Source organism: Streptomyces sp. DSM 116795 (assembly GCF_055792905.1).
Genome location: NZ_CM147707.1, coordinates 2,039,078 through 2,060,710 on the forward strand (window position 1 = coordinate 2,039,078; position 21,633 = coordinate 2,060,710).

Consider the following 21,633-nt stretch of genomic DNA (forward strand, 5'->3'; position numbering starts at 1 on the left):
GGAGTACCCGGGGGCGCGCCGGATCTCCTCACGCAGCGTGCACGCGAGACGGTCGGCGGTGCGCTGGGCCGGCTCTGCCGGCAACCAAGCCGTTCAGCCTTCCCGCGATTCCGCTCCCCGGGATCCTGCTGCCCATGACCCTGGCGCCGGGGTGGCTCGACGCCGTCTCGCGCTGTGTGCGGTCCCGGTTTCCCGTGGACGCCGTGCGGACTGCCTTCGCCGGGGATTACGGGGACGGAAAGGCGCGCTCGGGCGCCGGTCGCGATTCCGCATGCGCGGATTGCCATGACATTCGGCACACATTTCTTCCGCCGTGCGGGCGCATGACTCTCACAACTCCGGCCGCTCTTTTCATCACGCCATCGTCGGAATTCGCCCGAAAATCCAGACCGGTGCGCCCGGGATTTTCCACGGAACACACTTCGTGCTGGACAGATATGGGGTAATGCGCGCAGGCTGCTGTGGTTCCGCCGGGCCGTCCACCCGATCGCGGTTCCGCCGGCAAGTACGACACGGAATCAGGAGGAGGCCGTTACATGGCCGTGGAAAGCAGCCCCGAAGCACCACTCCACGAGGGCGGCGACGACAAGAAACTCAAACGCGAATTCGGCACCATCGGGCTGCTGTTCACGGCAGTCGGCTCGATCATCGGCTCGGGCTGGCTCTTCGGGGCACTGGATGCGGCCCAACTCGCCGGACCGGCGGCAATAATATCCTGGGCCATCGGCTGCGTCATGTTCGTCATCATCGGTATGACGTACTCGGAACTCGGCACGATGTTCCCGCACTCGGGAGGTGTCGCGCGGTACCCGCACTATTCGTTCGGCTCCTTCACCAGCTTCTCCATCGGGTGGGTCACCTGGATCGCGGCCGCGGCCGTAGCGCCCGTGGAAGTACTGGCAGTCGTCCAGTACTCCACGAACTGGGTTCCGTGGCTGCAGGAGATCAAGAGCGGGGAAGCAGTCCTCACCCCGGAAGGCACCGTCGTATCGGTCGTGCTGATGGCGGTCTTCGTCCTCGTCAACTTCTTCGGTGTGCGGTGGTTCGCCCGCCTCAACAACATCCTGGTGTGGTGGAAACTCGCCGTAATCGTGGTGGTCATCGCGGTGTTCTTCGCGTTGAGCTTCAATCCGGACCACATCACGTCCCCCGAATTCGGCGGCTTCGCCCCGTACGGCTCGCAAGGTGTCTTCTCGGCGGTCGCCACGGCGGGCATCGCCTTCTCGTTCTTCGGATTCCGCCAGGGCGTCGAACTCGCCGGTGAGACGGACAATCCCAAGCGCAATGTCCCGCTGACGCTCATCGGCTCCGTCGTCATCTGCGGCATCATCTACATCGGTCTGCAGATCGCCTTCCTCGGTGCCGTGCCGAGCAGCGCCATCAAGGCCGAGGGCTGGCAGGCCGTCGGTGCGCACTTCAGCTCCCACGGCGACGTGCTGGCCACCTTCGGCCCGCTCGCCGCCATCGCGGGCATCCTCGGCGCCGTGTGGCTGGCCGGCGTCCTCTACGCGGACGCGATCATCTCCCCCGGAGACACCGGCATGATCTACGCCGGTGTCACGGCCCGCATCTCGTACGCGATGGGCCGCAACCGCAACGCGCCCGCCGGCCTCGCCAAGGTGAACAGCGCCGGCGTCCCATGGGTCAGCCTGGTCCTGGCCTTCATCGTCGGATGCTTCTTCTTCCTGCCGTTCCCCGGCTGGAGCAAGCTGGTCGAGTTCGTCACCAACTCCACCGTCCTCTCATTCGGCTGCGGGCCGCTGGTCCTGCTGGCCATGCGCAAGCAGATGCCGGAGCACCCGCGGCCGTTCAAGCTCGGCGACAAGTGGGTGTGGATCATCGGCTTCCTCGCCCTGTGGTCGACGAACCTGATCGTCTACTGGACGGGCTGGGACACCAACTGGAAGCTCTTCCTCGCGATCGTCCTGGGTTACGTCCTGATGGGCGTCTACTACTCGGTCGCCAAGCAGAAGACGCCACCGCTCGACTTCAAGCACGGCTGGTGGCTCCTGGTGTGGTACGCCGGACTGGCGGTCATCAGCTACCTGGGCGACTACCCGGAGCAGAAGGAGAAGGCCGGAAATCTCGGAGTCCTCGACTTCAACCTCGGCGCCGTGGCCTGCCTCGGCCTCACCGCGATCGTGATCTGGCTGGCGCTCCGCTACGCCCTGCCGACCGTGCGCGTGCAGGAAATCCTCGACCAGCAGGACGCCGGCGAGGAGGAGGACGCACCGCCGAAGCAGCACTGACCAGCACGCTGCTCAGTCGCCCCGGGGCGGGCCCACGGCGTACACGCGCCGCGGGCCCGCCCTTCGCCGTTGTCACAGGGATGTCGCAGTCGCCCCTGATGCCCGTCGTCACCGTGATGCCGTCAGTCGCCGTGACACCGCCGTCGCCCTGACGCCGGCTCACCTGTGCCCGGACGGGAGGCCGCCCGTCGCTCCGGGGTCCGCCGGTACGCCGTACTCTCGGGGCATGGTCAATCTGACGCGCATCTACACCCGTACCGGCGACTCCGGCACCACCGCCCTCGGCGACATGAGCCGCACCGCCAAGACCGACACGCGCATCGCGGCCTACGCCGACGCCAACGAGGCCAACGCGGCGATCGGGGTGGCACTCGCACTCGGGGAGCTGCCGCAGGAGATCACGACGGTACTCGTCCGCGTACAGAACGACCTCTTCGACGTCGGCGCCGACCTGGCCACCCCCGTCGTGGAGGACCCGGAGTTCCCGCCCTTGCGCGTCGAACAGAGCTACATCGACAAGCTGGAGGCCGACTGCGACGCCTTCCTGCAGGACCTGGAGAAGCTGCGCAGCTTCATCCTCCCCGGAGGCTCAGCGGGCGCCGCGCTGCTGCACCAGGCGTGCACCGTCGTACGCCGGGCCGAGCGCTCCACATGGGCCGCCCTGGACGAGCACGGCGAGATCATGAACTCGCTGACGGCCACGTATCTCAACCGCCTCTCCGACCTGCTCTTCATCCTGGCGCGTTCCGCCAACAAGGAGGTCGGCGACGTGATGTGGGTGCCCGGCGAGAACCGCTGAGGCGGCGCGGGCGCCGGGGGCGAGCCACCCGGTGCGGGCCTGTACGAGCCGCTGAGCCGGCGCGCGCCTACCCGCACCGGAGAAGGCCCGCGGCGCCCTTCGCCTCGACCACACGCTCCGCGTCCGCCTCCACCCGTGCGCGGAACTGCTCGTCGGAACGGGCCCGTTGGAGCACCGCGTCGACCATCGCGGGCAGCTTCCCGGCATCGACGCTGAGCACGACGGTCCCGCCCGCCGTGCGGAAGCGCAGCGCCCGCTCGCCGACGGGGACGTCCTCGACGGCGGCGGCCGCACCGAGGTCGTCGGAGACGATGACGCCGTCGAAGCCGAGGTCCTCGCGGAGCATCCCGGTGAGTACCGTCGGGGAGAAGGCGGCCATGTTGTCCGGGTCGATCCGGGTGTATCGGGCGCTGGAGATCATCACGAGCGGCGCCTTCCGGGCGGCGACGGCCGTACGGAACGGTTCGAGGTAGGCGTCGTCCCGCGTCGTGACCTCGTCCTTCACGTCCTTGGTGTCGTCGGTGTTCCCCAGCACCCGGCCCAGACCCGGGAAGTGCTTGACCGCCGCCGTCACACCCGCGTCCGTCATGCCCGCCTGGTAGGCGGTGCCGTGGGTGGCGACCGCCCCGGGTGTCGTGCCGTAGTTGCGTTCGAGGAAGCCGATGGGCTTGTTGTCACTGCCCAGTTCCGCGGGGACGGTGTCCAGTACGGGCGCGAGGTTGACGTTGACGCCCGCCGTCCTCAGCTGCCCGCCCCAGCCCTTCGCCCGCGAGCGGAGCTCGTCCGCACCGAGCTTGCCCTGCTCCACCGCCGTGGGCATCGCGTCGAAGCCGGGACCCTTCAAGTGCTGGACCTTGCCGCCCTCCTGGTCCGCGGAGACCCACAGCGGCACGCCGTCCGTCGTCGCGGCGGCCTGTGCGCGGTCGCTGACCTGCCGCGTCGTCTCCGTACCGGCGCTGCTGCCGCCGGTGAGGATGACGCCGCCGAGGTGGAGGTCCGATACGGCGGCGATCTCGGCGTCCGCGGGCTCGTCGGCGTCGACCCCGCTGATGAAGAGCTGACCCGTCTTCTGTTCCAGACTCATCTCCGCCAACTGCCGTGCGGCGCACGCCGGTGCGGACGCCCGCCCGTTGGCGTCCGAGGGCGGGGCGTCGGCCGGGGAGGCGTCGGCGGACAGCGCCGGCGGAAGGACGGCGGCGAGGGCGGCGGTTCCGGCAGCGACCGCGGTGACCGCGCAGACGCGGACATTCGGCTTCTTCAGCATCTTCCGGGGGCCTCCTGGCCGGGATCGGGGAACGCGGTCGGGGAACGGGATCGGGCCGGACGGGGAGCGCACGGCGGCGGCCGGCGCGGCGGGGCCCGTACCGAAGTGCCGGGAGACGCGCATGCGGCACGCAGCACCGTAGGGGTCCGGCGGCCGCCCGCGCAGCAGGGCGGGGCGAGAGCCCGTCGCGTGACCGGACCGTGCCCGGCCGGGTCACCGGTACGCCCAATGAGGGCCCGCTCGGTGAGGCCCGGTGGTCTCCGCCCGTTGAGGCCGGGTGGTACCCGCCCGATGAGGCCCGTCGAGGCCCGCCCGGTGCCCGTTTCTGTTACGTTCCGGAGTTCCGCGGGCACGCCTCCGCATACGCGGGAAGCCGAATGGGCAGAACTTTTCCCGACCGGTCTGCCGAGGCGGCTGCTTTCTCCGTCCGACGGCGCGCACTTCCCTTCTTAAGACTCCCTTAAGAATAATTTGAGGCTGCGCTGAGGTTTCTCCAGGAATTACCCCGGCTCCAGTCTTTGACTCACACGAACCCCCTGGTCAGAGCGCATTCTTGCCCGCAATCCGCATTGCATCGACAGTTTCTGCAAAACACCGCCCGCCGGATGGAAGGGGCCGAATCCGGACGTACGGCATTTCCCTTCCATGGTTGCCTCGTACGCCCAGGTGAGAGGTACACCACATTCACAGTGGGCGACCTCGTGGTTTTCACGCGTAGCGTCCGTCGGGCAGCGGACGATTTCCGGATTCCCTTTCCATTCTGCTTTCTGTGAGTACCATCACTCGTACAAGGCCTGGACCAAAAAAGTGCTGGTCAGGCATGAGGGGTTGGAGTTGTTCATGGCCACCGACACAAGAAGGCGCATGCGCATCACCGTCGCGGCCGCGGCGCTGCTGGCGGGCATCGTTGCCGTACCGGTAGCGAACGGCGCGGTCTCCGGCGACGAGGGAGGCGCGGACGCCAAGGGGCAGGGGAACCACTGCACGCTGAACGCCAAGAGCGGCAAGACGCAGTGCTTCGAGAGCCTCGACGCGGCGACCGGCATCCCGGGCAGCCAGCGCCTCCTCGACGCGTCGACAGGCAAGGCGAAGGCGGCCGGCGAGACCCGAGCGGGAGAGGCGCCCGTCGCGTCGTCCGGAGTCTCGACGAAGGACGGCGAGGGCGAGGAGAGCAACATCATCGGCGCGACCGTCTTCGAGGACACCAGGTACGGCGGCGCCTCGCTGACGATCACCAACACCGCGCTGTGCGACGGCGATGCCGACGACGTCGACTTCGAGATCGACCTGAGCGACGAGTGGAAGGACAAGATCTCGTCCATCCAGCCCTGGGGCAACTGCACGCTCAACCTGTACTCCGAGGCAGGAAAAGAGGGTGAGCGCGACGGGCCCTTCGCCGAGCTGACGCCGAACCTCGGTGACGTGATGGACAACCGCACGAAGTCGATCAGCTTCAGCTGATCGGCAGTGCACACAGAGACCGCGCGAGCGTCATCCGCCTTACCCCCACCCTCGTCGGAGGCATCATGAACCGCCGCAACAAGCTGTCGATGCTGGTGGTCGCCCTCGCCACCCTGGGCGCCACAGCGATGGCCCCGTCCGCCGCACAAGCGGACGACGAAGAGCAGCCCACCACCAGAGAACTGCTCGAACAGTGCGACAACGGCACCGACAAGTGCGTCTTCCACCCCTCAGGCGCGCCCGTCGACTCCATGGGCGAACCCCACCAGGTCGGTGACAGCGCCTTCAACTGCACCAAAGACCTTCAGCGTTCGACCGTCGGATGGTCCGACACCACCGGAGAGACCAACACCGTCGGCGTCTCCATGAGCGCCGAGTACGGCTTCACCGAGCTGTTCAAGGTGACCATCACCGCGAGCTACGAGCACTCCTGGCAGAGCTCGCACACCGAGGAGCAGCAGACCAACGTCGAGGTCAAGCCCGGCGAAGTCGGCTGGATCACCCGCGAAGCAGCCATGGAAGAGATCCAGGGCACCTACGAGATGCACTTCGAGGACAAGTTCTACGGCCACCACATCTGGTACGTCCCCTTCACCGCCAAAGGCCCCAAGGCCGACGCACCCAGCACCAAGACCCAGCACACCCGGAAGATGACCAAGAAGGAGAAGAAGGAACACTGCGGCTGACGCCCCAGTCCACGTTCCTCAAGGCAGCCACCCCGCCCGCCAGGTCCTTCGATGAGCCAACCGAAAGTCGGCAACGTGACGGACGACCGGGCGCAGCCCGTCGGCTTCGGCTGAGGCGCAGCGCGCGCGGAGACGCTCCCAGCAACAACTGCCTTACCCCCACCCTCGTCGGAGGCATCATGAACCGCCGCAACAAGCTGTCGATGCTGGTGGTCGCCCTCGCCACCCTGGGCGCCACAGCGATGGCCCCGTCCGCCGCACAAGCGGACGACGAAGAGCAGCCCACCACCAGAGAACTGCTCGAACAGTGCGACAACGGCACCGACAAGTGCGTCTTCCACCCCTCAGGCGCGCCCGTCGACTCCATGGGCGAACCCCACCAGGTCGGTGACAGCGCCTTCAACTGCACCAAAGACCTTCAGCGTTCGACCGTCGGATGGTCCGACACCACCGGAGAGACCAACACCGTCGGCGTCTCCATGAAGGCCCAGTACGGCTTCACCAAGCTGTTCAGCGTGACCATCGAGGCGAGCTACAGCCACAGCTGGGAGAGCTCGCACACCGAGCAGGAGCAGACCAACGTCGAGGTCAAGCCCGGCGAAGTCGGCTGGATCACCCGCGAAGCAGCCATGGAAGAAGTCCAGGGCACCTACGAGATGCACTTCGAGGACAAGTTCTACGGCCACCACATCTGGTACGTCCCCTTCACCGCCAAAGGCCCCAAGGCCGACGCACCCAGCACCAAGACCCAGCACACCCGGAAGATGACCAAGAAGGAGAAGAAGGAACACTGCGGCTGACCCCTCCCGCGGACTCCCTCCGGCTCCCCCGGGTCGCCACCCCCCACGTAGATCGGCCCGGCCCCGCGTTCCCCTGCACGCGAGGCCGGGCCGTTCCATGCGCGGCCGGGCGGACACCGGGGACCCGTCCTATGGTGAAAAGAAGGGTTCTGTACGTATTCACACCCCTGAGGGAGCGGCATGAACGACAAGGGCAGGGGTTCCGAGCAGGGGGAACCGGAGGAGTACGAGGAGTACGGCGAGGGGTACGACGACGAGCACGACGGCGGTTCCGACGCGGAGTACGAGGAGCCGTACGACGAGCCGTACGAGGAGCCGTACGACGCTGAGAGCAGCGGCGGTGGGGACGACCGCGGCGAGACCGGCGGGGAGTACGGCGCCGAGGCGCTGCCCGCGGTCTCCAGGGGCGAGGACCCCGACGTCCTGCTCGACGTCCCGCAGCTGCACGTCGACGAGATCAGCCTGGAGGTCGACGACCTGCGGGCACGGGTGTCGCTGCAGGCGGAGGTCCTGGACATACTCAAGCTCAACGTGGGCGCGGACGTCGCCCTGGGCAGAGTCCAGCTGGAAATCAAGGGCGTGGACGCACAGGCGCTGCTGAAGGTGCGCCTCGACAATGTCGCCCAGGTCATCGGCCGGGTACTGACGACGATCGACCGCAACCCCCAGATCCTGGAACAGATCACCGCAGGCCTCGGCTCCGCGACGCGCGAGCTGGGCAGTGGTGCGGGCGAAGCGGTCGGCGAGCTCGGGCGGGGAGCGAGCTCCGCGGTCGAGGAGGTCGGCGAGGGCGCGGGCGGAGCGGTCCAGGACGTCGGCAAGAGCGCCGGGAAGGCCGTCGAGGAGGTCGGTGAGGGCGCCGGCGGAGCAGTCGAGGACGTCGGAGAAGGCGCCGGAGAGACCGCCAAGGAAGTCGGCAAGGGCGCGGGCAAGGCCGTCGAGGACGTCGGAGAAGGCGCCGGAGAGACCGCCAAGGAAGTCGGCAAGGGCGCGGGCAAGGCCGTCGAGGACGTCGGAGAAGAGGCCGCGGAGACGACCCGGGACGTCGGGGAGAGCGCGGGCAAGACGATCGACGAGTCCGGCCGTACGGTACGGGAGGCCGGGACGACCGCCACCCGTACTGCGAAGAGAACGGCCGGGGACGGCTCCGGCCGCTCAGGCCGTCCAGGCCGGTCCGGCGGCTCCGAGGAGCGCCCCAAGCGCCGTACCGCGCGCAGGCGCGAACGCGAAGAGCCGCCATGAAACGGCACGGGCAGGCCTGACATCGAGCTGAGCAGCGCGTTCGGGGCCGATCAGCTCCGCTTCAGGAGCCCTCCGGAGACCGAGGTCCGCTTCCACGGCTCCCCGGGGCGCGAGTCGTCCTCGGGCTCCGACCGTACGAACCTCCCCGAGCCGGTCGAGGCCGGCGTCGACTACCGCGACGTACGTGTGGACTACCGCCTGGCCACGGCGCTCCGCCCCACCGAGGCCCCGGAGAACCGACAGGACGGGGACGACCGGGACCGGGACGGGGACGACCCGGACCGGGACCGGGACGGGGACGCCCGGGACGACCGGAACGGGGACGAACCGGAAGACCAGGACGCCCCGGAGACCCCGCTCCGGGAGCCCGGCAGCGGAGACCGGCCGTAGCAGCGCCACCGCCCCGCAGCGCTCCTCTCGCCCCGTCCCCAGTGCGCTCACCGCGGTGGCCCGGCTCTTCGAGACGCCCCACGGCGTCCGGTTGCGCAGTACCGCCTGGCTGGTCAGCGCGGTCCGCTGACGGGATCGGACGCGGGCCCGTACGGGGGTCCGGACGCGGACCCCGAGGCGCCGGAAGCCGCGCCCGACCCGGACCCCGAGGCGGGTCCCGACCCCGGTCCCGAGGCGGGCCCCGACCCGGACCCCGCCCCCGAGCCCGCCGGATCGCGGTCAGCCCGCGCGCCGTCCGTCTCCGGGCCCCGCTTCGGCCAGATCGTGTAGCTGAGCGCGACGATCAGGCTGATGCCCGCGACCAGGCCCATCCGCCCCTGCCACATCCGCAGCGACTCGCTCTGGCCCGCGTCGTCCACATACCAGCTCGCGAGCTGCAGCAGCGCCGCCGCGATCGCCGCCGCGCCGATGGCACGTCCGCTCATCTTCCACTCGTGCACGGCGCGTGGCATGCCGTACCGCGGCGGCTTGACGGGCCGCGGCCCGCCCCCGAAGCGGTGCAGGAAGTGACCGTCGGCCCACTTGATCATGTAGTGGCCGTGGGTGGCGGTGAAACCGATGTAGACGGCGGCCAGGCCGTGCTTCCAGTCGGGCTCGGCGCCCCCTCGCAGATCGATGGCCGTGACGATCAGCAGGACCACCTCCAGCAGTGGCTCGCACAGCAGGACCGCGGCCCCCGTGCGCGGCATCCGCGCCACATAGCGCAGCGCGAGACCGCCCGCCAGCAGCACCCAGAAGGCGACCTCGCAGATGATGATCAGCGTGACGATCACGCCTGCCCCCTTGCTCTCGGTGTTCCCTCCACGTTCACAGGCGGACGCCTCGCGCACGTCCTCACCAGCGATGATCCGTACGTAGGCGGCTGCATCCTTCGATGTAGTACGCGGGCCCGCAGGCTGGTCCCCGGAGCCGACGACTCCGCCCGGCGGGCGTGCTGAGATGGACCCATGCGACGCCGCCTGCCACTCCTCCCGCCGCCGTCGGTGCGCCCGCACCGCGACGGCGTGCTCATCGCGCTCGCCGGTCTCACCGGCGGGCTGATCCTTTGGTGGTTCGGCCTCTACAACAACCCGCGGGTCGGCAGGAGTTACGGCGCATGGCTGCTGCTCCCCCTCGCCGTCATGTGCCTGACCGCGCTCGGCCGCAGATCCGCGCAGCCCTGGGCGCTGGTGGTCGCGTGCGCAGCGCTCGCGGCGGACATCGCGATGGGCTCGCTGCTGGCGACCATCATCGTCTTCACCGACATCGTCTACTCGGCCGTGCTGTACGGACCGTCGCGCCTGGCCCGCGCGCTGCTGCCCGCGAGCGTCGCCGTGACGGTAGCGGTGACACTGGGGCTGATGGCCGTGCTCCGCAGTCCCGCGACGCTGCTGCTCGGCGTGTTCTGCGGGGGCATCACGATCGCGCCCGCCTGGACGGGAGTCGTCATCCGCGACCACCGCAACGTCGCAGCTGCCGAGCGGCTGCGCGCCGAACAGACCGCGCTGCTCGCGGAGATGGACCGCGTCCAGGCAGTGACCGCCGAACGGGGCCGCATGGCACGGGAGTTGCACGACGTGGTCGCCAACCACCTGTCCGCCATCGCCATCCACTCCACGGCCGCGCTCTCGCTCGAGTCCCCCGACGGAACGGCCACCCGGGACTCGCTCACCGTGATCCGCGAGAACAGCGTGCAGGGCCTCGCGGAGATGCGCCGTCTCATCGGACTGCTCCGCGACGCCGCCGGCGGCGACGGTACGGCGGAGCCCACGGCCTCCCCGACCCTGGCCGGCCTCGACGCCCTGCTGGAGCGCGCACGCTCCGGCGCCGGCAACCCCGGGCTCAAGTTCTCGCTTCATTACGAGCACGGGGCAGCCTCCTCGCTGCCCGCGCCCGTCGAACTTGCGGCGTACCGCGTCGTACAGGAGTCCGTGACGAACGCGCTCAAGCACTCCGCTCCGGGCACCGTCACCGTCGAGCTGCTGGGGGTCCCCCCGGACGGAGTCTGGGGAAGCGCCCGCAGGCCCGGGCCGCTCACGGTCCGCGTCACGAGCCCGCTCCGCGACACCCGTGACTCCGGCGGTACGGACCGGTTCCCCGCTCCGCGCGCCCCGGGCTCCGGCGCGGGGCTGATCGGCATGCGCGAGCGCGTCGAGCTGCTCGGCGGAGTGCTGCGCGCCGGCCCGGCGGACGGCTCGGACAGGGGCACGCGGATCTGGGAAGTACGGGCCGAACTGCCCGTCGAGGAAGGGAGTTCCCGGTGACGGCGGACAAGGACGCGGCGCCGGAAGCCGAATCCGGGACCCGGGCGCGGGCCGAGACCCGGACGCGGGCCCAGGACCAAGGCGCGGCCCAGGACCAAGGCCTCGCCCAGGACCAGGCCCGGGGCGGGGCCCAGGACCAGGCCTCGTCCCCGGTCCGGGTGCTCGTCGCCGAGGACCAGCGGGCCGTACGGGCGGGGCTCGTCCTCATCCTTCGCGGCGCCCCCGGAATCGAGGTGGCAGGCGAGGCCGGCGACGGAGAGGAAGCGGTGCGCCTCGCCCGGGAACTGCGGCCGGACATCGTGCTGATGGACGTCCAGATGCCGCGCCTCGACGGCGTCTCCGCGACCGCGCGCATCACGGAGGAGGGGCTGGCGGACGTGCTGGTGCTGACCACCTTCGACCTCGACGAGTACGTGTTCGGGGCGCTGCGCGCCGGGGCCTCCGGGTTCCTGCTCAAGGACAGCGAGGCGTCTCAAGTCGTCGACGCGGTACGGACGGTGGCGCGTGGCGACGGCATGATCGCTCCCTCGGTGACGCGGCGCCTGATCGCGGAGTTCGCACGCCCGGGCGGCACCGGACGGCCGCCGCTGCCCGGCACGGGCACGGCCGGCGTCCCCGGGCTCGACGAGCTGACCCCCCGGGAAGGCGACGTGCTGCGCTGCCTGGGGCAGGGCCTGTCCAACGCGGAGACCGCACAGCGCCTAGGCATGGCGGAGGCGACGGTGAAGACACACGTCAGCCGCCTGCTGGGAAAGCTGGGACTGCGCAGCCGTACGCAGGCGGCGGTGCTGGCACAGGAGTCGGGCCTCACCGGAATCTGACACGCCCCCGGGTCCGGACCCGGACCCCGCACCCGCCTCCGGGCCCACGCCGGCCGGGCCCAGGAGAGCCCACGCGCGCCCGCCCGTACCCGGCCGCAAGCGGTTGCGGACGCCCGCGGACAATCGATCCGTGACAGTCGATACGACGCGGGCGTGCAACGAGCCCGTGAACGGCCCGCCATGGGCGGGGTGATAGCCGGCTTCGCCGTCATCACGTGCGTCATAGCCACCGGATACGTGCTCGGCAGACACGGGTTGCTCGGCAGCAACGGCCCCGAGATCCTCACCAGGCTCGCCTTCCACGTGGCCACACCCGCGCTGCTGTTCGAGACGATGGCCAGGGCGGACCTCAGCGTGCTCGTCTCGGGGCAGCTTCTGATCACGGCGCTGAGCACCTTGGCCGTCGCGGCGCTCTACTGCGCGGTGGCCGCGCTGCGGCGGTGGCCTGCCGGCGAGAGCACCGTCGGCGCCATGTGCGCGAGCTACGTCAACGCGGGCAACCTCGGGATCCCCATCGCGGCGTACGTTCTCGGCGACGCCTCCCTCGTCGCGCCCGTGATCCTCTTCCAGCAGCTGGTGGTCTCCCCGGTCGCGCTGACCGCGCTCGACCTCTTCTCCGCTCCCGCCGAACGCAGCGGCCCGCTGCGGCTGCTGACCACGCCCTTCCGCAACCCGGTCGTCATCGGCTCGCTGAGCGGCGTCGCGGTGGCGGCGACGGGACGGACCCTCCCCGGCCCCGTGCTCGAACCGTTCCACCTCGTGGGGGCGATGTCGGTGCCCGCGGTGCTGCTCGCCTTCGGGATGTCGTTGCGCGGCAGCGCCGTACTCGCACGGGAGCACGACCGGCTTCCGGTGCTGCTGGCGGTCGCGTGCAAGGTGGTGGCGCAGCCGGCGGTGGCGTGGGCACTGGGCTACGGCGTCTTCCGGCTGCCGTCCGCGGCACTGTTCGCTGTGGTCGTGACGTCCGCGCTGCCCTCGGCGCAGAACCTGTTCACGTATGCCTCGCGCTACGGGACGGGCACACGCGTCGCCCGCGAATCGATCCTCCTCTCGACGCTGGTGGCCGCGCCGGTGCTCGTCCTGATCGCCGCGCTGCTGGGCTGATCAGGCTGCCGCGGACTCGCGCAGCGCCGAAAGCCCGGCGGCGACAGCGGGGTGCTCCGCACTGCCGCGGCGCACGCAGGCGACGATCCGCCGGTGCGGCACCGTCCGGCCCCGCAACGGCACGCGCACCACGGGATGACCGGCCGGGAGGGGCACGATGCGCGGCAGCAGGCAGACCCCGAGTCCCTGCGCCACCAGTGCCGAGACCGCGAACCACTCCTTCACCTCATGAGTGATGCGCGGTGTGAAACCGGCCGCCGCGCAGGCGACGGTCAGCAGCGCGTACGTGTCGTTCAGATGCCGCTTGACGATCCACTCCTCGCCCGCCGCCTCGGCCAGCTCGACTCCTTCCGCGCGGGAGAGGGGGTGTCCTTCCCGCACCAGCAGATCCTGCGGGTCCTCCAGCAGCGGGTACGAGGAGAAGCGCTCGTCGGTGACCGGAGGCGCGTCCGGAGTGGGCAGTACGACCGCCAGGTCGCTCTCCTCGGTCAGCAGCAGCGAATAGCAGTCGCGGCTCTCTTCCTCCCGCACCCTCAGGCCGAGATCCGGATGCGTGCGGCGGAGACGTTCCACCGTGGGCGCGGCGAGCGCCGCGATCGCCGAGGAGACACCGCACAGCCGCAGGGTCCCCGTGACCCGCCCGCTGCCCGCCGCGATCTCGGCCTGCGCCGACTCCCACTGCGCGTACAGCGATTCGGAGTGCCGGAGGAGGATGCGCGCCGCCGGTGTCAGCCGTACGAGGCGGCCCTCGTGGCGCAGGAACTCGGCGTCGACGTCCCGGGCCAGGAGCCGCAGCTGCTGCGAGACCGCCGAGGGCGTCAGATGAAGGGCGGCAGCGGCGGCGGTGACGGTCCCGTGCTCGGCCAGCGCCCGCAGCACCCCCAGACGGCGGAGGTCAATCATGCAGTGAACCCTAAAGGGTTCTCCCCGAAAACATTCGATGGACGTGCACGAGCGCAGGGCTGAACGCTGGCGTCATGGCCACAGCAGCAGTACGCACCCCGGCGCCCGCACCGCTTCTGGTGCTCGGTGCCGTCGTCAGCGTCCAGTTCGGGCAGGCCCTCGGCAAGCAGCTCGCCTTGTCGGTCGGTCCCGGCGGCGTCGTCACCCTGCGGCTCGGGCTGGCGGCTCTGGTCCTCGTACTCGTACACCGGCCCCCGCTGCCGCGTTCCTGGGCAGAGGCCCGGCCCGCAATGGCCTTCGGCACCGCGATAGCCGGGATGAACCTGATCTACCCGGCGATGCAGCACCTGCCGCTGGGGCTCGCCGTCTCGCTCCAGCTCCTGGGCCCGGTCTCGCTCGCGGTGCTCACCTCGCGGAGACCCCGGGACGTGCTGACAGCGGTGCTGGCGGGTGCGGGCGTATGGCTGTTCCACGTACACGACGGTGCTCACCACCCGGCGCAGGGCGTGCTGCCTGCCCTGGCGGCGGGCGTGGCGATGGCCGCGTATCTGCTGCTCAGCAGGCGCGCGGGCGCCAGGGCTTCGGGCGGGGCACCGCTCGCTTCGGCGCTCGTGTGGGCGGCTCTCCTCACGGCACCGTTCGGAGTCGCGGACAGCGGCACCGCGCTGCTGGAGCCGGACCTTCTGCTCGGCGGCCTCCTGGTCGCCGTGGTGTCCGCGGCGCTGCCGTACTCCCTCGAACTCGCAGCGCTGCGGCGCCTTCCCCTTCGTACGGTCGGGGTGCTGCAGAGTCTCGAACCGGCCGCGGCCGGGGCGGCAGGCATCCTCGTGCTCGGCGAGGACCTGCGCCTCGTGCAGTGGCTGGCGCTCGGCTGTGTGGGAGCGGCGAGCGCAGGCGCCGTGCTGTCCGCGGGCCGGAGCGGCGGGCGGCTGCGCGGCGCAAGTCCGCGCTCGCCTCTTCGCCGCCCGGGGGGACTTCCCGCTACGCCACGTTCACGCGCTGGCCCGGAGGAGCCGCCTCCAGCCAGGCCAGGAAACCGGTGAGCGCGTCCTCGCTCATGGCCAGCTCGACTCGGGTTCCGTACAAGGAGCAGGCGAGGACCACGGCGTCGGAGAGCAGGGCCAGCTCCTCCTCGCCCTCGGGGTCGCGCCGCTGGAGCACCTCGATGCGGCTGCGCTCCAGAAAACGGCGGGGGCGGGGCGCGTACGAGAAGACCCGGAACCACTCGATCTGGTCACCGTTGTAGCGCGCGACGCCGTACGCCCAGCCTTTGCCGCCGCCGCCCGCAGGGCGACCGCCGGTGCCGGGGCTGCCGGAGTGCTCGTCGGGCCTCGCCTCGTCGGCGTACTCGGCGGGCGGCGCCGGAGCATTCCAGCGCAGGTTGCAGTCGAAGGTGCCGCCCGAGCGCTGCAGCAGGCGGCGCCGCAGACCGAAGGCGAACAGACCCGCCAGCGCCAGCAGCAGGGCCGCGCCGCACAGGGACAGAACGAGGACCATCATCACCGACCTCCTCGCACTCTCTCGTACCACGCATGGCGCGGTGCTCGCGGAGCCGTGAGGTCTCGTGGACCCCACGTCCCCCTCTGTATGGGCTCAGCCGCGGGTTGCTCCGGGGGTACCCGGAACAGCCCGCGGCTGAGCTTCGTACATGTCGTGCCAGGCTCCGCGCCCGGCGTCGGCCGCCTCCTCAGCGGACCGCCACCGCTCGCATACGGACCTCGGCACGCCGTTCGGCGGCTTCGTCGGCCTCCGACTTCGCCCGGTCCAGCGCCCGCTGGGCACGGTCGACGTCGATGTCCTCGGACAGCTCGGCGATCTCCGCCACCAGCGACAGCTTGTCCTCCGCGAAGGTGATGAAGCCGCCGTGCACCGCGGCGGAGACGGTGCCCTCGCCGGTCTCGCCGGCCGTGCGGATCACGACCGCGCCCGGCTCCAGCACACCGAGAAGCGGCTGGTGACCGGGCATGACGCCGATGTCGCCGGACGTGGTTCGCGCGACGACCAGGCCGGCCTCGCCGGACCAGACCTTGCGGTCCGCGGCGACCAACTCGACGTGCAGCTCAGCCACTGTGGCTCCTTCGTAGGTTAGGAAAAGGATAAGGGGTGCGGAGACGGGGACGGACCGGAGGGCTGTGCCCCCTCGGTCCGGCCCCGCCCGGCGCCGGACCCGGGCGTCAGGAGACGCCGAGGCGCTTGGCCGCTGCCTTGAGGTCGTCCAGGCCACCGCACATGAAGAACGCCTGCTCCGGATAGTGGTCGAAGTCACCGTCGGCGATCGCGTTGAAGGCCGAGATCGACTCGTCCAGCGGGACGTCCGATCCGTCCAGGCCCGTGAACTGCTTCGCCGCGTGGGTGTTCTGCGACAGGAAGCGCTCGATACGGCGGGCCCGGCTGACGGTGAGCTTGTCCTCTTCGGACAGCTCGTCGATGCCGAGAATCGAGATGATGTCCTGGAGGTCCTTGTACTTCTGCAGGATTCCGATCACGCGGTTCGCGCAGTCGTAGTGGTCCTGCGAGATGTAGCGCGGGTCCAGGATCCGGGACGTCGAGTCCAGCGGGTCCACCGCCGGGTAGATGCCCTTCTCCGAGATCGGCCGCGAGAGCACCGTCGTCGCGTCGAGGTGCGCGAACGTGGTCGCCGGGGCCGGGTCGGTGAGGTCGTCCGCGGGCACGTAGATCGCCTGCATCGAGGTGATGGAGTGACCACGGGTCGAGGTGATGCGCTCCTGGAGCACACCCATCTCGTCCGCCAGGTTCGGCTGGTAGCCCACCGCGGAGGGCATCCGGCCGAGCAGCGTGGAGACCTCGGAACCGGCCTGGGTGAAGCGGAAGATGTTGTCGATGAAGAACAGCACGTCCTGCTTCTGCACATCGCGGAAGTACTCCGCCATGGTCAGACCGGCCAGGGCGACCCGGAGACGGGTGCCCGGCGGCTCGTCCATCTGCCCGAATACCAGCGCGGTCTGCGGGAGGACGCCCGACTCGGTCATCTCGTCGATGAGGTCGTTGCCCTCACGCGTGCGCTCGCCGACACCCGCGAAGACGGAAACACCCTCGTGCAGCTTCGCCACACGCATGATCATTTCCTGGATGAGAACGGTCTTGCCGACGCCGGCGCCGCCGAACAGGCCGATCTTTCCGCCCTTGACGTACGGGGTCAGCAGGTCGACGACCTTCAGGCCCGTCTCGAACATCTCGGTCTTGGACTCGAGCTGGTCGAAGGCCGGGGCCTTGCGGTGGATGGACCACCGCTCGGTGACCTCGGACTCGGCCTCGGGCTCGTTGAGGATCTTGCCCAGGGTGTTGAACACCCGGCCCTTGGTGACGTCGCCCACGGGCACGGTGATGCCCGCGCCGGTGTCGGTCACCTCGGCCTGGCGGACCAGACCGTCGGTGGGCTCCATGGAAATGGCCTTGACGATGCCCTCACCGAGGTGCTGCGCGACCTCGAGGGTGAGGGTCTTCTTCTTCCCTGCCTGAGCAGGGTCGGCGACCTCGACGGTCAGGGCGTTGTAGATCTCCGGCATCTGGTCGACGGGGAACTCCACGTCGACCACCGGGCCGATGACGCGTGCGACGCGGCCCGCCGCCGTGGCCTTCTCAAGAGTTTCGGTCATGGTTAGCGGTCACTCCCCGCAGAAGCGTCAGCCAGCGCGCTCGCGCCACCGACGATCTCGCTGATTTCCTGGGTGATGTCGGCCTGGCGGGCCGCGTTGGCAAGCCGCGTGAGCGACTTGATGAGGTCTTCGGCGTTGTCCGTCGCCGACTTCATCGCACGGCGCGTGGCGGCGTGCTTGGAGGCTGCGGCCTGCAGCAGCGCGTTGTAGACGCGGCTCTCGACGTACCGCGGAAGCAGCGCGTCGAGGACCTGCTCGGCCGACGGCTCGAAGTCGAAGAGCGGACGGACCTCCGGGCCTCGCTTGATGTTGTCCTGGATGACCCCGGCGGACTCCTCCGCGGTCTCCTTCAGGGTGAGCGGCAGCATCCGGTCGTCGACCGGCGTCTGCGTCATCATGGAGATGAACTCCGTGTAGACGATGTGGAGTTCGTCCACGCCGTTCTCCGCGCCCGTGTCCGCGGTGATCGCTTCGATCAGCGGAGCGGCCACCGCCTTGGCGTCGGCGTACGTCGGGTTGTCGGTGAATCCGCTCCAGGACTCCCTGATCGCACGCTCACGGAAGCGGTAGTACGTCACACCGCGGGTGCCCACGATGTAGTTGACGACTTCCTTGCCCTCGCCGATCAGCCGGTTGGTCAGCCGGTCGGCCGCCTTGATGGCGTTGGAGTTGTAGCCGCCCGCCAGACCGCGGTCGCTCACGATGAGCAGGACCGCGGCCCGCGTCGGGCGCTCGATCTCCGTGGTGAGAGCGTGCTTCACGTTCGAGCCGGTGGCGACCGCGCGCACGGCGTTGGTCAGCTCCGTGGCGTACGGCTCGGAGGCCGCCACCCGGCGCTGCGCCTTGATGATGCGCGACGCGGCGATCATCTCCATCGCCCTGGTGATCTTCTTGGTCGCCGTGACGGACTTGATCCGCCGCTTGTAGACCCTGGTCTGAGCACCCATCGCTCAGTCCTCGCCCAGCAGCTTGCCGTCCGCGGTCTGGAACTGCTTCTTGAAGTTGTCCACCGCTTCGCCGAGTTCCTGCAGCGTGTCGTCGGACATCTTGCCGCCCTCGACGATGCTGGTCAGAAGCCCCTTGTGCTCACGGTGCATGTGCTCCAGCAGCTCGCGCTCGAAGCGGCGGATGTCCTCGACAGGCACGTTGTCCATCTTGCCGTTGGTGCCGGACCAGACGGAGACGACCTGGTCCTCGGTCGAGTACGGGTTGTACTGCGGCTGCTTGAGCAGCTCAGTCATCCGCTTGCCGCGCTCCAGGGCGCCCTTCGAGGCGTCGTCCAGGTCGGAGCCGAAAGCGGCGAACGCCTCGAGCTCGCGGTACTGGGCGAGGTCCACACGGAGCGAACCGGTGATCTGCCTGATCGCCTTGTGCTGCGCGGAACCGCCGACACGGGAGACGGAGATGCCGACGTTCAGCGCGGGCCGCTGGCCGGCGTTGAAAAGGTCGGACTCCAGGAAGCACTGGCCGTCGGTGATGGAGATGACGTTGGTCGGAATGAACGCCGACACGTCGTTGGCCTTGGTCTCGACGATCGGCAGACCCGTCATCGAGCCCTTGCCCATGTCGTCGGAGAGCTTGGCGCACCGCTCCAGCAGACGGGAGTGGAGGTAGAAGACGTCGCCCGGGTAGGCCTCACGCCCCGGCGGGCGGCGCAGCAGCAGGGACACGGCGCGGTAGGCGTCCGCCTGCTTGGTCAGGTCGTCGAAGACGACGAGGACGTGCTTGCCCTGGTACATCCAGTGCTGCCCGATGGAGCTACCGGTGTACGGGGCGATGTACTTGAAGCCGGCCGGGTCGGACGCCGGGGCCGCCACGATCGTCGTGTACTCCAGCGCACCGGCCTCCTCCAGAGCGCCTCGCACGGAGGCGATGGTGGAGCCCTTCTGGCCGACGGCGACGTAGATGCAGCGGACCTGCTTGTCCGGGTCGCCGGAGCGCCAGTTGTCGCGCTGGTTGATGATCGTGTCGACGCAGAGCGCGGTCTTGCCGGTCTGCCGGTCGCCGATGATCAGCTGACGCTGGCCGCGGCCGATCGGGGTCATGGTGTCGACGGCCTTGTAGCCCGTCTCCATCGCCTCGTGGACCGACTTGCGGTCCATGACCGAGGGTGCCTGCAGCTCGAGGGCGCGGCGGCCCTCGGCCTCGATGTCACCGAGGCCGTCCACCGGGGCGCCCAGCGGGTCCACGACGCGGCCGAGGTAGCCGTCGCCGACCGGAACCGACAGGACCTCGCCGGTGCGGCGCACCTGCTGGCCCTCCTCGATGCCGCTGAACTCACCGAGGACAACCGCACCGACCTCGCGCTCCTCGAGGTTGAGGGCGAGGCCGAGGGTGCCGTCCTCGAACTTCAGCAGCTCGTTAGCCATGGCCGAGGGAAGACCCTCGACCTTCGCGATGCCGTCACCGGCAACGCTGACCGTCCCGACCTCTTCGCGCGAGGCCGCGTCCGGCTCGTACGACTGGACGAAATTCTCCAGCGCGTCCCGGATCTCCTCCGGCCGGATCGTGAGCTCCGCCATCTGGGTTCCCTGCTCTCCTTGTTGGGACCGTATCGATCTTCTACGGCCCAACTCGGGCCGCTAAGTGATGCTGTTGAGTTGGTGTGACGCGACCGCCGTGTGATGTCAGCCGGTCAGGCGCCGTTCGGCCTCGCTGAGGCGGTCCGCGACGGAGCCGTTGATGACCTCGTCACCGACACGCACCCTGATCCCGCCGAGGATCTCCGGGTCCACGTCGAGATTCAGGTGCATCTGGCGTCCGTACAGCTTCGCCAGCGCCGAACCGAGACGCTGCCGCTGCTGGTCACTCAGCGGCACCGCGGAGGTGACGACGGCCACCGAGCGGCCGCGCCGCTCCGCTGCCAGCCGGGAGAGGGCCTCCAGCCCGCCTTCCAGGCTACGTCCCCGCGGCTGGGCCACGAGTCGCGTGACGAGACGCTCCGTGGCCGGCCTGGACTTGCCGCCGAGCAGCGTGTGCAGCAGCTGCACCTTCGCCGAGGGCGCGGCCGTGTCGCTGGCCAGTGCCGCCCGCAGGTCGGGTGCGGACGCGACCGTACGGGAGAACCGGAAGAGTTCGTCCTCGGTCTCGTCCAGCGTGCCGTCACGCTCCGCGGCGATGAGCTCCGCGGTGTCCGCCAGCTCCTCGGTCGCGTCCACCAGGTCGCGCGGGGCGGACCAGCGGGAGCGCACCATGCCGGAGACCAGGTCGACGGCCGAACCGCCCACCTGCTCGCCGAGCACCGTCGCGACCAGCTCGGCCTTGCGTTCGCCGCTGCGCGACGGGTCGGCCAGGACGCGGCGCAGCGAGACCTCGCGGTCCAGAAGCACCGTCACCGCGGCCAGCTCGTCCGCGAGCACCTTCGGGTCGGCCGACGTGCTGTCGGTCAGCGCCGTCAGGCTCTCGCGAGCGGCGGCGAGTGCGGCACGGCTCGCGCCGATCATCGGGCGGCCTCTGCCTTCTCCTCGAGCTCCTCGAGGAACCGGTCGATGACGCGGCTCTGCCGTGCGGCGTCCTCAAGGGACTCGCCGACGACTCGGCCGGCCAGGTCGGTGGCCATGCGGCCGACTTCCTGGCGCAGCGCGACCGTCACCTGGCGGCGGTCCGCCTCCGTCTGCGTGTGGCCCGCGGCGATGATGGTGTCGCGCTGGCGCTGCCCCTCCTCGCGCATCTCCGCGATGATCGCAGCGCCCTGCTCACGCGCCTGCTCGGTGATCCGGGCCGCCTCGTGACGGGCCTCGGCGAGCTGGGCCTTGTACTCCTCAAGAGTCTGGTTGGCCTCGGTCTGAGCCTCCTGCGCTCGCTCCAGGCCACCCTCGATCGCGTCCTGCCGCTCGTCCAGGGTCTTCTGGATGGTGGGCAGCAGCTTCTTACCGAGGACGCCGAAGACGATGAAGAAGGCGATCAGGCCGACGACCAGCTCGACGGTCTCAGGGATCAGAGGGTTCTGCGCCCCCTCCTGAGCCAGGAAAGTCATCATGTCCGAACCTTTCGT

General features: G+C 69.9%; 21 protein-coding genes. 11 read left to right on the forward strand and 10 right to left on the reverse strand.

Annotated elements, in window-relative coordinates:
* Positions 1-536 precede the first annotated feature (536 nt).
* Both ACSMXX_RS08545 and ACSMXX_RS08550 read left to right on the forward strand, forming a co-directional pair.
* Complete coding sequence (locus ACSMXX_RS08545) at positions 537-2,249, forward strand: APC family permease (RefSeq protein ID WP_473183426.1); 1,713 nt, start codon at positions 537-539, stop codon at positions 2,247-2,249.
* Between the two features lie 226 nt (positions 2,250-2,475).
* Positions 2,476-3,048, forward strand: coding sequence for a cob(I)yrinic acid a,c-diamide adenosyltransferase (locus ACSMXX_RS08550; RefSeq protein WP_473183427.1), 573 nt, complete (start codon positions 2,476-2,478; stop codon positions 3,046-3,048).
* A 67-nt stretch (positions 3,049-3,115) separates the two neighbouring features.
* Here ACSMXX_RS08550 and ACSMXX_RS08555 read toward each other — a convergent pair whose 3' ends face one another.
* On the reverse strand, positions 3,116-4,312 hold the full coding sequence (locus tag ACSMXX_RS08555) for a glycoside hydrolase family 3 N-terminal domain-containing protein (protein ID WP_473183428.1): 1,197 nt from the start codon (positions 4,310-4,312) through the stop codon (positions 3,116-3,118).
* Between the two features lie 840 nt (positions 4,313-5,152).
* Here ACSMXX_RS08555 and ACSMXX_RS08560 point away from each other — a divergent pair.
* The 5 genes from ACSMXX_RS08560 (at position 5,153) to ACSMXX_RS08580 (ending at position 8,891) form a co-directional block, all read left to right on the forward strand.
* A complete protein-coding gene (locus tag ACSMXX_RS08560) occupies positions 5,153-5,773 on the forward strand; it encodes a hypothetical protein (protein ID WP_473183429.1) in 621 nt (206 codons plus the stop codon).
* A 65-nt stretch (positions 5,774-5,838) separates the two neighbouring features.
* Positions 5,839-6,459 (forward strand): hypothetical protein, encoded by a 621-nt coding sequence (locus ACSMXX_RS08565; RefSeq protein WP_473183430.1) that lies wholly within the window; start codon positions 5,839-5,841, stop codon positions 6,457-6,459.
* A 179-nt stretch (positions 6,460-6,638) separates the two neighbouring features.
* A complete protein-coding gene (locus ACSMXX_RS08570) occupies positions 6,639-7,259 on the forward strand; it encodes a hypothetical protein (RefSeq protein ID WP_473183431.1) in 621 nt (206 codons plus the stop codon).
* Between the two features lie 180 nt (positions 7,260-7,439).
* A complete protein-coding gene (locus tag ACSMXX_RS08575; RefSeq protein ID WP_473183432.1) occupies positions 7,440-8,501 on the forward strand; it encodes a hypothetical protein in 1,062 nt (353 codons plus the stop codon).
* A 186-nt stretch (positions 8,502-8,687) separates the two neighbouring features.
* Complete coding sequence (locus ACSMXX_RS08580; protein WP_473183433.1) at positions 8,688-8,891, forward strand: hypothetical protein; 204 nt, start codon at positions 8,688-8,690, stop codon at positions 8,889-8,891.
* Positions 8,892-9,004: 113 nt separating this feature from the next.
* On the opposite strand, the gene ACSMXX_RS08585 is transcribed toward ACSMXX_RS08580, so the two are convergent.
* Complete coding sequence (locus ACSMXX_RS08585) at positions 9,005-9,724, reverse strand: hypothetical protein (protein WP_473183434.1); 720 nt, start codon at positions 9,722-9,724, stop codon at positions 9,005-9,007.
* A gap of 174 nt (positions 9,725-9,898) precedes the next feature.
* On the opposite strand from ACSMXX_RS08585, the gene ACSMXX_RS08590 reads away from it, so the two are divergent.
* From ACSMXX_RS08590 to ACSMXX_RS08600, 3 genes are all read left to right on the forward strand, one after another.
* Entirely contained in the window at positions 9,899-11,194 is a 1,296-nt protein-coding gene (locus tag ACSMXX_RS08590) for a sensor histidine kinase (RefSeq protein ID WP_473183435.1), read from the forward strand.
* Between the two features lie 158 nt (positions 11,195-11,352).
* On the forward strand, positions 11,353-12,015 hold the full coding sequence (locus ACSMXX_RS08595) for a response regulator (RefSeq protein ID WP_473184698.1): 663 nt from the start codon (positions 11,353-11,355) through the stop codon (positions 12,013-12,015).
* 180 nt (positions 12,016-12,195) lie between these two features.
* Positions 12,196-13,119, forward strand: a complete 924-nt coding sequence (locus ACSMXX_RS08600; RefSeq protein ID WP_473184699.1) for an AEC family transporter — start codon at positions 12,196-12,198, stop codon at positions 13,117-13,119.
* Here the strand turns inward: ACSMXX_RS08600 and ACSMXX_RS08605 are convergent, their stop codons facing one another.
* Entirely contained in the window at positions 13,120-14,022 is a 903-nt protein-coding gene (locus tag ACSMXX_RS08605; protein WP_473183436.1) for a LysR family transcriptional regulator, read from the reverse strand.
* A 74-nt stretch (positions 14,023-14,096) separates the two neighbouring features.
* Between ACSMXX_RS08605 and ACSMXX_RS08610 the strand changes: the two genes are divergently transcribed.
* Positions 14,097-15,065 carry an EamA family transporter gene (locus tag ACSMXX_RS08610; protein WP_473183437.1) on the forward strand — a complete coding sequence of 323 codons (969 nt, stop codon included), beginning with the start codon at positions 14,097-14,099 and terminating at the stop codon, positions 15,063-15,065.
* Here ACSMXX_RS08610 and ACSMXX_RS08615 read toward each other — a convergent pair.
* The 7 genes from ACSMXX_RS08615 to ACSMXX_RS08645 form a co-directional block, all read right to left on the reverse strand.
* Positions 15,004-15,519, reverse strand: a complete 516-nt coding sequence (locus ACSMXX_RS08615; protein ID WP_473184700.1) for a DUF2550 domain-containing protein — start codon at positions 15,517-15,519, stop codon at positions 15,004-15,006. The genes ACSMXX_RS08610 and ACSMXX_RS08615 overlap by 62 nt on opposite strands.
* Before the next feature lie 190 nt (positions 15,520-15,709).
* Positions 15,710-16,090, reverse strand: coding sequence for a F0F1 ATP synthase subunit epsilon (locus tag ACSMXX_RS08620; protein WP_473183438.1), 381 nt, complete (start codon positions 16,088-16,090; stop codon positions 15,710-15,712).
* Between the two features lie 106 nt (positions 16,091-16,196).
* On the reverse strand, positions 16,197-17,639 hold the full coding sequence (gene atpD, locus ACSMXX_RS08625) for a F0F1 ATP synthase subunit beta (protein ID WP_473183439.1): 1,443 nt from the start codon (positions 17,637-17,639) through the stop codon (positions 16,197-16,199).
* 2 nt (positions 17,640-17,641) lie between these two features.
* Positions 17,642-18,586 carry a F0F1 ATP synthase subunit gamma gene (locus tag ACSMXX_RS08630; protein WP_473183440.1) on the reverse strand — a complete coding sequence of 315 codons (945 nt, stop codon included), beginning with the start codon at positions 18,584-18,586 and terminating at the stop codon, positions 17,642-17,644.
* A gap of 3 nt (positions 18,587-18,589) precedes the next feature.
* On the reverse strand, positions 18,590-20,161 hold the full coding sequence (atpA, locus tag ACSMXX_RS08635) for a F0F1 ATP synthase subunit alpha (protein ID WP_473183441.1): 1,572 nt from the start codon (positions 20,159-20,161) through the stop codon (positions 18,590-18,592).
* A 105-nt stretch (positions 20,162-20,266) separates the two neighbouring features.
* Positions 20,267-21,082, reverse strand: coding sequence for a F0F1 ATP synthase subunit delta (locus ACSMXX_RS08640; protein ID WP_473183442.1), 816 nt, complete (start codon positions 21,080-21,082; stop codon positions 20,267-20,269).
* Entirely contained in the window at positions 21,079-21,618 is a 540-nt protein-coding gene (locus tag ACSMXX_RS08645) for a F0F1 ATP synthase subunit B (protein WP_473183443.1), read from the reverse strand. Before ACSMXX_RS08645 ends, ACSMXX_RS08640 begins: the two co-directional genes overlap by 4 nt.
* Positions 21,619-21,633 lie beyond the last annotated feature (15 nt).

What these genes read in the sequence shown, in the direction of transcription:
- ACSMXX_RS08545 (WP_473183426.1), top strand. Translation starts at nt 537, where the DNA reads ATGGCCGTGGAAAGCAGCCCCGAAGCACCACTCCACGAGGGCGGCGAC.
- ACSMXX_RS08550 (WP_473183427.1), top strand. Translation starts at nt 2,476, where the DNA reads ATGGTCAATCTGACGCGCATCTACACCCGTACCGGCGACTCCGGCACC.
- ACSMXX_RS08555 (WP_473183428.1), bottom strand. Translation starts at nt 4,312, where the DNA reads ATGCTGAAGAAGCCGAATGTCCGCGTCTGCGCGGTCACCGCGGTCGCT.
- ACSMXX_RS08560 (WP_473183429.1), top strand. Translation starts at nt 5,153, where the DNA reads ATGGCCACCGACACAAGAAGGCGCATGCGCATCACCGTCGCGGCCGCG.
- ACSMXX_RS08565 (WP_473183430.1), top strand. Translation starts at nt 5,839, where the DNA reads ATGAACCGCCGCAACAAGCTGTCGATGCTGGTGGTCGCCCTCGCCACC.
- ACSMXX_RS08570 (WP_473183431.1), top strand. Translation starts at nt 6,639, where the DNA reads ATGAACCGCCGCAACAAGCTGTCGATGCTGGTGGTCGCCCTCGCCACC.
- ACSMXX_RS08575 (WP_473183432.1), top strand. Translation starts at nt 7,440, where the DNA reads ATGAACGACAAGGGCAGGGGTTCCGAGCAGGGGGAACCGGAGGAGTAC.
- ACSMXX_RS08590 (WP_473183435.1), top strand. Translation starts at nt 9,899, where the DNA reads ATGCGACGCCGCCTGCCACTCCTCCCGCCGCCGTCGGTGCGCCCGCAC.
- ACSMXX_RS08600 (WP_473184699.1), top strand. Translation starts at nt 12,196, where the DNA reads ATGGGCGGGGTGATAGCCGGCTTCGCCGTCATCACGTGCGTCATAGCC.
- ACSMXX_RS08605 (WP_473183436.1), bottom strand. Translation starts at nt 14,022, where the DNA reads ATGATTGACCTCCGCCGTCTGGGGGTGCTGCGGGCGCTGGCCGAGCAC.
- ACSMXX_RS08610 (WP_473183437.1), top strand. Translation starts at nt 14,097, where the DNA reads ATGGCCACAGCAGCAGTACGCACCCCGGCGCCCGCACCGCTTCTGGTG.
- ACSMXX_RS08615 (WP_473184700.1), bottom strand. Translation starts at nt 15,519, where the DNA reads ATGGTCCTCGTTCTGTCCCTGTGCGGCGCGGCCCTGCTGCTGGCGCTG.
- atpD (WP_473183439.1), bottom strand. Translation starts at nt 17,639, where the DNA reads ATGACCGAAACTCTTGAGAAGGCCACGGCGGCGGGCCGCGTCGCACGC.
- ACSMXX_RS08630 (WP_473183440.1), bottom strand. Translation starts at nt 18,586, where the DNA reads ATGGGTGCTCAGACCAGGGTCTACAAGCGGCGGATCAAGTCCGTCACG.
- atpA (WP_473183441.1), bottom strand. Translation starts at nt 20,161, where the DNA reads ATGGCGGAGCTCACGATCCGGCCGGAGGAGATCCGGGACGCGCTGGAG.
- ACSMXX_RS08640 (WP_473183442.1), bottom strand. Translation starts at nt 21,082, where the DNA reads ATGATCGGCGCGAGCCGTGCCGCACTCGCCGCCGCTCGCGAGAGCCTG.
- ACSMXX_RS08645 (WP_473183443.1), bottom strand. Translation starts at nt 21,618, where the DNA reads ATGATGACTTTCCTGGCTCAGGAGGGGGCGCAGAACCCTCTGATCCCT.